General features: G+C 43.4%; 7 protein-coding genes. 5 read left to right on the plus strand and 2 right to left on the minus strand.

Features of this window, described 5'->3' with window-relative positions; genetic code table 11:
- The first annotated feature begins 37 nt into the window (after positions 1-37).
- Both L3V23_RS20390 and L3V23_RS20395 read left to right on the plus strand, forming a co-directional pair.
- Complete coding sequence (locus L3V23_RS20390) at positions 38-2,758, plus strand: beta-agarase (RefSeq protein WP_237292873.1); 2,721 nt, start codon at positions 38-40, stop codon at positions 2,756-2,758.
- Positions 2,759-3,147: 389 nt separating this feature from the next.
- Positions 3,148-6,060 (plus strand): beta-galactosidase, encoded by a 2,913-nt coding sequence (locus L3V23_RS20395; protein WP_237292875.1) that lies wholly within the window; start codon positions 3,148-3,150, stop codon positions 6,058-6,060.
- A 229-nt stretch (positions 6,061-6,289) separates the two neighbouring features.
- On the opposite strand, the gene L3V23_RS20400 is transcribed toward L3V23_RS20395, so the two are convergent.
- The gene (locus L3V23_RS20400) at positions 6,290-8,524 is read right to left on the minus strand and encodes a beta-galactosidase (protein WP_237292877.1); all 2,235 of its coding nucleotides are present in this window, start codon (positions 8,522-8,524) and stop codon (positions 6,290-6,292) included.
- 322 nt (positions 8,525-8,846) lie between these two features.
- Here L3V23_RS20400 and L3V23_RS20405 point away from each other — a divergent pair, with 322 nt between their 5' ends.
- The 3 genes from L3V23_RS20405 to L3V23_RS20415 all read left to right on the plus strand — a co-directional run bounded on the left by L3V23_RS20405 (position 8,847) and on the right by L3V23_RS20415 (position 10,689).
- Positions 8,847-9,605: an FCD domain-containing protein gene (locus tag L3V23_RS20405; protein WP_237292879.1), complete on the plus strand. Its 759-nt coding sequence runs from the start codon at positions 8,847-8,849 to the stop codon at positions 9,603-9,605.
- Positions 9,606-9,838: 233 nt separating this feature from the next.
- Positions 9,839-10,189, plus strand: a complete 351-nt coding sequence (locus tag L3V23_RS20410) for an MFS transporter (RefSeq protein WP_237292881.1) — start codon at positions 9,839-9,841, stop codon at positions 10,187-10,189.
- 29 nt (positions 10,190-10,218) lie between these two features.
- Positions 10,219-10,689: a YhcH/YjgK/YiaL family protein gene (locus tag L3V23_RS20415; protein ID WP_237292883.1), complete on the plus strand. Its 471-nt coding sequence runs from the start codon at positions 10,219-10,221 to the stop codon at positions 10,687-10,689.
- A gap of 208 nt (positions 10,690-10,897) precedes the next feature.
- Here the strand turns inward: L3V23_RS20415 and L3V23_RS20420 are convergent, their stop codons facing one another.
- Positions 10,898-12,487, minus strand: a complete 1,590-nt coding sequence (locus tag L3V23_RS20420) for a methyl-accepting chemotaxis protein (protein ID WP_237292885.1) — start codon at positions 12,485-12,487, stop codon at positions 10,898-10,900.
- Positions 12,488-12,539 lie beyond the last annotated feature (52 nt).

Genomic DNA, 12,539 nt, shown 5'->3' on the forward strand with positions numbered 1-12,539 from the left:
TCTGAATATTTTTACCAGCCACTAGAGGCTACGACTTATGAGAAGGGGAGTTCAATTATCTACCCTGCCAGAGGGGTATGGCCATTTTGGTAGCTCTACGCATGTCATTACGTCTGATGTTCAAACTGATGGCGAGAAATCGATGCAAGCCAATATGGGTGCGAGTTACCAAGGTGGCGTAAAAATATACGCACCGAATAGTTGGAATTGGTCGGAGCAGAAGGAGATCGTATTTGATGTTGTTAATAACACCAACGAAGAGATCAATTATGGCGTAAAGATCCTTACCAACTACGTTTGGGATGATGCTAATGCTTTGTCCGAGTACTTTAATGTTCCGGCTAATACGGTACTTGAAAATGTTGTGATGTCGTTAGACTCTACACAATATGGCTCAATTGGTGCTTCATACAACAAAGCAATGGTCATGGAAATCAACTTCTTTGCTGCTGAGCCACCTAACACAACCGTTTACATTGATAATATTCGCGTCTCCGATGGTTCTGCGGAACCACCCCCACCGCTAACAGACCCTGACGAAGCGAGTGGCCGCATCTCATCAGCGCCAGTCAAAACACTGCTACAGCTTGAAACGTTTGATGAAATTACCGACGCCATCGAAGCTTCAGGCGCTGACATAGTGCTAATTGATGAAGGGGGCAGTATTGGTAACACAGCACTGAAAACAACTTTCAATAATAGCTGGAGCTCGGTGAAACTGCACGGGAATTGGGATCTGTCCACACTAGGTGAACATCTAGCAATTGCGGTTGACGTAACCAATCCAACAAATGCGGAACTGTTCTTATCCTCTCGAGTAGAAGATAACAGCGGTAATGACGCTTCGGGAACTGTTCGTGGCAAGTACATCCCAGCAAATAGCACACAGACCGTTTATGTAAGCGTTAAAGATACGCCAGCAATTAGTGATATTGTAAACACACTGGGTATGCGCGAACTACCAGCGAAAGCTTTGAGCGCGGGAAGGGGAGATTGGCAGGAGTTAAATCTAGCAGCAATTCAGGCTGTGACATTCTTCGTTCCTGACTTGGCTGCAGGCACAACTGAGCAGCAGTTTATCTTTGATAATGCCCGTGTGATCAAAGATCTAAATAACGTATCTGCTTACGAAGAGCTAGTGGATGTACTTGGCCAAAACAATCAATACGACTTCTACGCTAAGTTAGAGGGAAGTGAAGATTTGGAGGGGCTGGGTGAGCGTGAAACACAGCTGTTAGGCAGACTACTTAATCGAAACCAATACGGCGGAGCACCGTCTGGTAGTAATATAGTAGCCGACCAAGACTGTAAACTGTCATCTCCCGCGTCATTTAATGCGTGTAAAACTGCGGATGGCAAGTGGTACCTGGTCGATCCTGATGGTCATGCTTTCATTTCGACAGGCTTGGCAAACATACGAATGACGGACACTTACATTTTTACTGGAGAGTCGAGCACAACCCCTTCAGATGTCCGTAAATCTATGTTTACCGAGATTCCTGCGAATCATCGCAAAGAGATGGGACCTGTCCACAGTGGTCCAGTTGAAAAAGGTGAAGGCGTAAGCTTCTATGCCAACAACATCGATACTCGCCACGGCGGTGAGGAAGCATGGCAGAATATGACAATCAAGCGAATGCAGGATTGGGGCTTTACTTCTTTAGGTAATTGGACGGACTCCGCGTTTTATCCGAAGGCGGCCGCAGCAAATATGTCTTATGTGGCAAATGGCTGGGTACTTCACCATGAGACATCAGAAAACCCAATTAACCGTATCGGTTTTGGATATTGCGGACCGATAGCTGATCCATTTTATCCAAACTTTGCATTATCTGCTGAGAAAATGGCGGAGAAAATCAAGCAAGTCGTCACAGGGCATGAAGCCACATTGATGGGAATTTTTGTTGATAACGAAATTAGCTGGGGCAACTGTCTCAATGGGGATGATGCAGAGTGTTATGCGCAAACTCTAGCGGCAATGAATTCAGATGGAAGCACTAGCCCTGTTAAAAACGCCTTTGTTTGGTTCCTTGAAAATGGTTTCGGTGAATCGAAAACAATCGCGTCGTTCAATAGCGCTTGGGGAACATCGCTGGAATCTTGGTCTGATTTAAACGGAGCACAGAACTTTGTGTATGCTGCCAGCATGCTCGGTGATTTGAAGTCGTTGAACTGGCAATTTGCAAACAAATACTTTGAGGTTGTTAATCAAGCCGTCAAAGCTGAGATTCCAAATAACCTATATTTAGGTGCTTGGTTTGCAGATTGGGGTCGCACGCCAGAAACAGTTGATGCCGCGAAAGGTCATGCAGATGTCGTAAGTTTCAACATTTACAAAGACAGCATCACATCGCAACACTGGCAGTCAGACGTTTTAGAGCAAATTGAATCTCTAGATTTCCCAGCGATCATTGGCGAGTTCCATTTTGGTGTTCTAGATAGTGGTAACTTTGCAACTGGAATCGTCTCGGCTAATTCGCAGCAAGATCGCGGAGATAAGTACACTACGTACATGGAATCGGTGCTAGATAACGATAACTTTGTCGGCGCTCATTGGTTTCAATACCTTGATTCACCGATTACAGGTAGAGCGTGGGACGGTGAAAACTACAATGTCGGCTTTGTGAACGTGACAGATACCCCATACAGCCACCTTACAGACGCAGCACGTATTGTTAACTGTGAGCTTTATGGCGATGATTGTTCAGCATTGAAAGGTGATAACGTGATAGTAAACAGCTTTCAACAAGGAATTTAGGAGTACTTTATAATGGTAAGAATATTGGTATTACGTCAGGTCAGCTAAATGGCTTGGAGACCATTGAAGGCATAGACTCGGTAGTGCCGGCTGAACCAGATGAGCCTCAACTACGCACTGGTGGTTCTACTGGTGGGGGCTTTGTCATTTTAATGGTAATTGCGGGTTGGTTCCGTAGGAAGTACGCATCGTAGTCCTAACTGTATGAAATAATTTAAAAAAGCCGTGATGATAGTGTCACGGCTTTTTTTGTTGCCCAGCGCACAATTCAAGTAATTGGTTTATAAGTTGACCAATAATCGATCTTAGATCACTCCAGTTATATCCATTGGTATGTAGTATTGGATATATTGGTCATCCAATGGTTCGTGAAAGAAAGGAGAATCTCAGTGCGTTTCAACAAAAATACTATCGCGGCCGCTATCATTGCCAGTACTCTAGCTACGGCAAGCTTAGCAGCAACCAAAACATCAGAAGCATCGATTAATGAAGCGACTCCACAAGATATGAGTAGCGCGGTGCAACCCGTTGTCATGACAGATGAAGGGTTTCTATCGAAAACAGCAAATACACATACTTCATACCAAGTTGCTGGTGAGAATCTAGAGATTGTATTTGATGCAATATCAGAATCTGAAGCCAACTCTAAATGGCCCAACATGAAGTTCCGTCCAGAGTCAGGCTCTTATGACTGGAATACCAAAGGTGGCTTACAACTGACACTTGAAAACCCAGGCGATAAAGAAGTTCGTATAGAAATGAAAGTGGCTGACAATTTAGGCATCATGGGGGCTGCAACTCATCAACTGGATTTACCAATTTATCTCGCTGCCGGTAAAACAACGACAGTTGATTTCCTGTTTAATGGCGCGGAAATGAACATTGAAGGTTACCGAGGCGGAAGTGAATTGGATCTTCGTAATATCGCAGAGTTTCAGTTCTACTCTGTAGGACCTATCGCTGAGCAAACAGTGGTGGTTCATGGTATCGATTTTATTGAACGTACTGGTGACTTTGTAGTGTCGGAAGCCCGTCAAGGGCAGGTGATTGAGGCTCAAATCCCGACACTGCTAACAGTCACTGATTTTGAACAAGGTTTTGATCAAATCGTTGAACGACATAATGGGTCGGAAGTTGATATAGTCGAAACATCGACAGGCTCTGGTATTAGAGTCCACTACACAACTGAGGAAGACTATCCAACCATCAAGTTCTCCGCGGGCAAAAATGGTGAGGCATGGGATTGGTCAAAGTATGGTGATGTTGCGCTGGCGTTTGACGCACAAAACATCGGTGACTCAGGTATGCAATTGTTTGTGCGTGTTGATGATGCGCTAGATGAAAAGCTGGGCGGTACAGCAACAGGTGCTGTGAATAGTCGTACCGGTTACGTGCAGATTCCAGCCAATTCCGAAGATAAATACTATTTCACTTTTAAAGATTTAGCTGAAGGTCTTGAATCCGGAATGCGTGGTGAGCCACCTAAAAAATCTTACTCTGCAAGTCAAGTTATCTTTGGGTGGGGTGAAGCTCAGCTTGACCTATCAAATATTGTCAGTATTCAGCTCTACATGATGAATCCTCAACAAGAAGCAACTTTGGTGATTGATAACTTATCACTTATTCCAAATCTGAGCACAGATACAACGCGTTATGTAAACCTTCTTGATGAGTTTGGTCAGTATCAAGAAGAGTCATGGCCAGAGAAAGTCACTGATATAGTGCAACTAAAAGAACAGGGCAAAAGCGACAAAGTGCTAGTAAAAAAAGTAGCGTTAATGGGTGATCGTTCAAAATACGGCGGTTGGGCGAAGGGTCCGAAATTGGAAGCAACAGGTTACTTCCGCACTGAAAAAGTGGATGGTAAATGGGCATTGGTTGACCCAGAGGGCTACCTGTATTTTGCTACTGGTGTAGACAATATTCGTATGGATGATACCTATACGGTAACGGGGATAGATTTTGTTGACGCTGTTGAAGCAGATACTAAGGGTATGCGTCCAAGTCAGGTTGCAACAGAACGCTATGTGGATGACAAACGTGAGCGTGTCGAAGCTTCACCATTGCGTCGTGGCATGTTTGATTGGTTGCCTGACTTCAATGATCCGTTGGCAGATAACTACAGTTACACTCAAATGGTACACACTGGGCCGCTTAAACACGGCGAACTCTTTAGTTTTTACTCTGCTAACTTGCAGCGTAAATACGATACGGATACCGCCAAGGAGGCGATTGATATCTGGAAAGATGTCACCCTAGCACGTATGCAAGATTGGGGCTTTACGTCATTAGGTAATTGGACAGACCCAATGTATCGCAAGAATGGCAAGGTGCCTTATACGGCTCATGGTTGGATTACGGGTGATCACCAAAGAGTGAGCACTGGCAATGACTATTGGTGGGCGATGCACGACCCGTTTGACCCTCAATTCCGCGTATCGGTAGCGACTATGGCTAAAGCCTTGGGTGAAGAGGTAGATAACGACCCTTGGTGTATTGGTTACTTCGTTGATAACGAGCTTAGTTGGGGTAATACCGTCAATGACACGAACCATTACGCTTTAGCGGTTTCTGGTTTGCGTGAAAGTGCTGAATCTAGTTCAACTAAAGCAGCTTTTGATGCGTTACTAAAAGATAAGTACGGTTCGGTTGAGAAGTTCAACCAAGCTTGGGGCACGGAAGTTAGCTCTTGGAATGAATTTGGTAAAGGTTTCAACTATCAGGGAGAATATACTGATGCTGTCAAAGTGGATCTGTCACTTCTACTGGATGCATTTGCTGATAAGTTTTTTGCGGTGGTCAGTGAAGAGATGGAGAAAGTGCTACCTAATCACCTTTACATGGGTGTCCGTTTCTCTGATTGGGGAATAACACCTGAAGCCGCAACTGCAGCAGCGCGCTATGTTGATGTGATGAGCTACAACTTGTATGCCACTGACTTAAATGCAAAAGGGGATTGGAGTCGTCTTCCAGAGTTAGACAAACCAAGTATTATAGGTGAGTTCCACTTTGGTTCAACCGACTCAGGTTTGTTCCACCCTGGTATTATCAGTAGTGATGACCAGAAAGGTCGCGCAAAGGCTTATGCGAAGTACATGGAAAGTGTTATCGACAACCCATACTTTGTTGGTGCACACTGGTTCCAATACATGGACTCACCAGTAACAGGTCGCGCATGGGATGGTGAGAACTACAATGTCGGATTTGTAACCGTAACGGACACACCATACGAGCCTTTGGTCGAGTCGGCGAAGGAGATTAACCGAAATCTTTATAATCGTCGCTTTGGTTCGTTGAACTAGTGTATCAATGGCCAAAACTTGTCTTGCTTGCTAGTTAAACTCTACTGAAGTCAGCACAAGCTGATTCTATTCAGGGATGGTTTGTTTAGGCAGACCATCCTTTTTATTTGTGGCAATATATAACGAACTATTGATCCCAGATTCTTCTTTTCCATTTTACAAAGAAGCAAAAGCCTCCAAAAACGTGGAGGCTTTAAATGGAATAGCTGGGATAAGATATATGCTCTAACTATCTGTAGCGGCGCTTATACATTGAGCTATGCAGACGTTTTGCAGCTTCCACCATAGGTGCGTACGGAGTATCTGCAACCGAGACAAACCCAACGTTGTAGTTTTCGCCGTCGTAAGAACGACCAGTAATTGGTGAGTCGATGTATTGGAACCAGTGTGCACCAACAAAGTATGGGTTGTCGATGACAGAGTGCATATACGTTTCATACATTTCACTACGCTCATTTTGATTGCTTGCGGAAACTAGCCCCGGGTGATACAAGCCAGTATCTGTTGAGCCAATATGGAACTCCCCGATAATGCTAGGCATGTCCACTTCAGATAAGAAGCTCCATGCTTGAGGGTGCAGGCCCTCTTTGTAATAGTTATAGCTAATGACATCACAGTATTTAGCCGCAGCGCGCACTACATCCGGAGTCATACCCCAGTCAGCGAAACGGCACCCTAAGTAAAGATGGTTTGGCAGCTCTTTTTTTAGCGCTTCACGAACGATCTTGAAGTACTGAGATGCATACGCCTCCAATAAGGTTCCATAGTCTTCAAGCTGCGCTTCGTTGTTAGCTAAACCTTTGACACCCTGACTTAAAGCATTCCATGAAGCGATATCCGTACCCCAGCGAGCGTTGAGTGAGTCAATATCACCATACTTATCACACAAAATATTTATAAACTCAGCTTTTGTGGGACATTCGCTCGCGTCACGGCTTAGGGTATGGATTGCTATACCGTACTGACCTTCGATGGTGCCCATACGACCCCAACTTTTTTCGTTGTCGATAAAGATACCAACACACCAAGGTGTATCTTTTATCTCTTCGCGAACTTGCTTAATGGTAACCTCTGCACGTTCTTTAAAGAGTGGATCGAACGGGTCTGGAAGAGGAGACCAGAAGTCGTCACCGCTACTAACTGTCTTAAAATCACCAATGATCCATCCATTTGCGAAGAATGGTATCTTTTCATTGGAGTAAAATTCAGGAGCAGTCCAGTTACCTAACGAGGTGAAACCCCAGTTGAGCATGCGATCTATGGTGACTTCTCGCCACTTGTCCATGTATTCTTTGCCATATTTACGTTGTAAGTTGGCGGCATAGAAACTGAAGGTTTCGCCTTGATCGAGGGCGCCTTCAAAGTTCTCACGCATATATGCGTAGTGCTCTCCCAACTTTTCTTCGTAGTCAGGCAACCATTGGAAGCAGCTACGGCGAACGTCGCTACCAACAAATGCAGTTTGCTTGGCTTCCATTGATACTTCGAACTTCTCAATCGAATCCTCAGGCGTCAAGTCATCTGGGGAGCGCTGTTCGACTTTACTATGGTCGTAATCTATGCCAGTTTGGGTGTAGGAGTTCGCAAGGCGTATGATATCAATCCCTGTCGCGAAATATGGGTAACCCTCGGGATCAACTAAAGACCATTTTCCATCGATTTTCTCTGTGCGATAAAAACCAGTCGCTTCGTAACGTTTACCTTCTTTATATCCGCCAAAGCGAGAGCGATCTGGCATCGCACCTTCTTTAAGCACTTGAAGTTCACGCTCAGTAAAATCTGTCAGTTCTTGGTCGTTGTGGACTTTCTCTGGGTATTCAAAACCTGCGTTTTGACCGTAGCAGTCAATGATGTTGGAAAGGTAATTCGGGTTTATCTCCGGGCTGAGCATGAGACGGAAATTGGACAGTTCAAGCTCATGGTCGATAAGTGTGCCGTGAATACTAAGCTCGATTTGTACAATATCAGATAGGTCGATGTTCATTCGTCCCCACATCCAAGTGGCATAAACAAATGGACTATCCCAAGGAGCAGGGTTAGAACGAAAGCCCGAATAGTAGTTGGTGTTGCCTTTTAAACACTCGCCTTTAAGCTCGACTAAGTAACTAGTATCGGAATCTCCTGCGACATTAATGCTGCGACTATGCATTTGTCCTTTAGAGTCAAAAATATTGATAAAAACCTGCGTTGAGCGGGGGCGTAGATTGTGGATATCAAAAGCAAAGCAAAACTCGGGCATTTGGCTCCAGTCCCACTTTTCTCCAGGAGATGGCTCGAGAAATGCAGACGTATACATGTTATTAGCACTATGGCACTTGATTTTGAGCTTTGCCTTTGACGTCATTGATGCATCAATATTGTTAAAACGGAAAACCTTGGGTAGTTGTTCGGGGGAGAAATCAAACAGAGCGACGGAGCTATCATGCTTTGAGTGTTTCACAACATCATTAATGGTTGGTGTCATTGTTGTTACTCTTAATTAAAACAAACTTGGTATATTTTAGAGATATAAAGTTGCATTGTTAACCAATTTTCGTATTGGTAGTGCCAATTGTTGATCGAAATCCCACAATATGTCCCTACATAGGTATATCTTGGGTTCGGATTATATCGGTGGAATCGCGATGTTAGTTCCACGAGTTTCTTGTACTACAATAATTAGTTTTCATAAATGCGACCCATTCTACTTTGCGCACAATTGGTACACTGATACAATGATACCTATAGATGAATAAACGGCTCCTATTAGACCGAAAAGTCAAAGAAATAGGGAGGGGTATAGAGCTATGAAACAAACGACAAAACGCCGTTACTTTGATATCGGTTTACAAATCGAGGAACTACTTTATTCCGGCGTTTTTAAGGCAGGGGAAAGGCTGCCATCGGAGCGTGAACTGAGCGAGCGATTCGAAACCAGTCGAGCCACCATTCGCGAAGCGATTATTATGCTTGAGCTAAAGGGGTTGGTCGTTGTACGTCAAGGTGCTGGTATTTACTTTATTGATTCACCCGAAAAAATCACATCACGCACAATAATTCCTCATAATGATGTTGGTCCATTCGAGCTGCTTCAAGCTCGTCAAATTATAGAAAGCAATATAGCTAGTTTTGCTGCAACCCAGATAAAAATCAATGAGTTAAGAGAGCTTAAACGAGTACTCAAAGAGCAAGAACAAGAACTGGACGGAGATAGTGAGCGCTTTGAAGAGCTCGATCGTCAATTCCATACCTTGATTTCAGAGTCTACTCAGAACCGCGTTCTTATTAATCAGGCTAGCGAGATGTGGCGTAGTGTTCGCACACAAAACCCTCTCTGGAAAGCTTTGAACGATAAGTATCTGCATGAGAAAGAGTTAAAGGCTACGTGGCTACAGGACCATAAAAATATTTTTATGGCGTTGCAAAAACGTGATCCAGAAAGTGCAAAACAAGCTGTTTGGAATCATCTCGAAAACAGTAAGCAAGAGCTGTTGAAGATTGCTAATTCAGACAATATTGAAGCTGATCTTGACGATTACTTCTTTGCGATGGACTTGGAAATCTAGTCTAAATCATCATTTGATATGGGTTTTGCGTGAGTGAAACCCATATTTTATTAACCTAATATCAAGCGAATTTTTGTTCGTTTGTGATACCTGCTTCACATAAATACAAACAAAACCTCAGAATTCTGTCGCCTCAATCACTTTAAATTGGTTAACCATAAGGTAGTATGCACTACATTATGTTGGTTTTTGGTCGACCAATTAATTTTTTTAAGTGTAAGTGGTGAGTAAGCATGAAAACTGACTCTAATCGCATTGCGATGAGCAAAGTTTGCTTAATGTATTTTTTCTACAATTTCTTTTGGTCACTGAGTTCAGGATCACTCTCTTCAGTTTGGCTTAATGACACAGTTGGCATCGGCGGTTCTAAAATCGGTGTTTTGTTCGGTTTCCAAACAGTGAACAACATAACGACTGCAATGGCAGCACCTGTAATGGGTATGCTGTATGACAGCCAAGGTTTCGCTTGGAGTTACATTTATTTTGGCCTATTTGCAGCGGTAGCAACACTCATCGCAATGGTGACTTTGAGTTCCAAGAAGTCTGTGAAAGTTGAAAACGAGTCTGATCTATTGACAGTTTAGTGACTCATTAACCTGAAAGGATAAATATTGTGTTATTTGGAAATGTTGAAAAGTTGGAGTTGGTTGCTTATATCCACCCAACGATGAAAGCACTGATTCAAGAAGCGTGGGCAATAGCCCATGATGAGAGTAAGCAAGATGGAAAATACGAGCTATCTTACTCTGGTTCGTTTGTTGTGTTAGTTAAAGCTAAAACTGAATTAACCGAAGTTAGAAAGGCTGAATATCATAAAGACTATATTGATGTTCAAATCCTCAAGTCAGGCGAAGAGAAGTTGGGATACTCAAATATACTGCCTAAAGAAAGTCTCGAGTTGACAGCATTAGAAAACGATGTGGCATTTCTATCGAAGGTTGAAAATGAGCAGTTTGTAAGTTTAGGTAAGGGGGATTTTGCAGTATTTTACCCCAACCAAGTTCATCGACCCCTATGCGCACTTGGTATGCCAAGAGATGTGAACAAGGCGATAGTGAAAATACCACATACACTACTGGTCTAGTAAGTTAGCTTTCTCTTTCGACAAAATCTCCGCTCCGATGGCGGAGATTTTTTGACACTGAATTCAATTGAAATGAGTCGTAACACCTTCACGAGGAGCTACAAGGGCTAAGGCTGTCCAGCTTTTCTAAAGGTTAAGTATATTGGCGTTGTTTTGGAATGAAAATGAATACTGCAGCACATGATTGTGCTGCAGTAGAAAGTAGAAACTAGCTCAACTTAAATCGAGAAACCAAAGTCGTTAAGGATTGATTCGTGGCAGAAAGCTGTTCCATGTTGTCTGTGGCATGCTGTGTGTTTTGCTCTAGTGTGTGAACCATCTGATTCATCGAGGTCATATTGCTATCTATTTCAATACTGACTTTAGTTTGCTCAGCTGCTGCTTGGGCGATTTGAGCACTTGTTTCACCGATTGCATTAATTGCACTGACAACCTGTTTTAGAGAGTATGTGATCTGGGTTGTCGATGTGGAGGTTTCACCACAACGTTGCTGCGTTTCGTTTAGTGCACTGACAACGGTCGCACTGCTTTTATGCAGAGAATGCAGCATTTCTTTGATCTGGCTTGTACTGTCCTGAGTGCGAGCCGCTAATGCTCTTACCTCGTCGGCCACGACGGCAAAGCCACGCCCTTGTTCACCTGCGCGTGCTGCTTCAATGGCAGCATTAAGGGCAAGCAAGTTCGTTTGTTCTGCAATTCCACCAATAACGCTCAACACAGAATGGATGTTTTCGACATTAGAAACCATAGAGTTAATTGAGCTCGACATGACTTCAAACTCTTTATTGAGGGCATCAACCGTTGCTACAGCTGTTATTACGACGTCATCACTTTGCTCTGCGTGTGAAATTGCCTGTTGAATCAGTTGAGCAGAATGAGAGGCACTTTGTGACACTTGCTCTGCAGTAGCACTCATCTCGGTTACAGCAGTTGCAGCACGCTCCATTTCTTGATTATGCTTTTGCGCCATCTCTTTATTTGAAAGGGTTTGAACATGCAATTGGTTAATCTCCTTGGTGGAGTTTGTGCTTAACCTATGTACTTCACGCAACATGTCGTTGAGTTGGCTGATGAATTTGTTAATGCTATATGCGATTTGACCTAAATCATCCTCACTGTTTACTGAAAGTCGTTGCGTTAAGTCACCTTTTCCATTAGCTAGCTCTCCGACCAAAAAACGTAGTTCAACAATAGGTTTGTAAGCAAAGTGAATGATGGTCATTCCGATAATGACTAACAAACTTGCAGCAATCAAGGTCGTTATTAGTATCTTATGATTCAGTGCAGAGGTGTGCGATTCAATGTAGTCGTTATCTATGTGGCCAATGATTTGCCATTGCTGATTGTTGAAATGGATGGGTAAAGCGGTCGCGGTAGTGTTAGATGAAGTTTTGTTGGAAAACAGGGGTTGATTCTTATCATCGAATAGCTCGATGAAACTGCCTTCTCGATGAAGTTTGGCTAAATTATCGAGCGTAGGCTGAAGATTTATCTCAAAGATATCAATGCCGCCACTGCTGTCTATTGAAGGGTGGGCAAGGGCGATGATAGGAAAATTATCCACATACTCGATTGAACCAATATACTCGCTAGATCCTGCTAGGGTTGCAATGTCACGGTACCTTCTTTCTTGTTTTTCATTCAATTCTAAAAAAGTGGGAGGAGTGTTCGGCACAAAAGAAACAGATGGATCGGGGCTGAACACCGAACCATATAGCACCTTAGTTATCCGGTGAAAACCTGATGAGTCGAGAACTTGTGCTACATTCGATAAGTTGACAGGGATACTTTCAGCCAATTGTATATACCCAGACAATTGATTTTCGAGTTGTTGAGTTATTAGAGATACT

The organism is Vibrio sp. A1-b2 (assembly GCF_021726015.1).
In the GTDB taxonomy this organism is placed as follows: domain Bacteria; phylum Pseudomonadota; class Gammaproteobacteria; order Enterobacterales; family Vibrionaceae; genus Vibrio; species Vibrio diazotrophicus.

What these genes read in the sequence shown, in the direction of transcription:
- L3V23_RS20390 (WP_237292873.1), top strand. Translation starts at nt 38, where the DNA reads ATGAGAAGGGGAGTTCAATTATCTACCCTGCCAGAGGGGTATGGCCAT.
- L3V23_RS20400 (WP_237292877.1), bottom strand. Translation starts at nt 8,524, where the DNA reads ATGACACCAACCATTAATGATGTTGTGAAACACTCAAAGCATGATAGC.
- L3V23_RS20405 (WP_237292879.1), top strand. Translation starts at nt 8,847, where the DNA reads ATGAAACAAACGACAAAACGCCGTTACTTTGATATCGGTTTACAAATC.
- L3V23_RS20410 (WP_237292881.1), top strand. Translation starts at nt 9,839, where the DNA reads ATGAAAACTGACTCTAATCGCATTGCGATGAGCAAAGTTTGCTTAATG.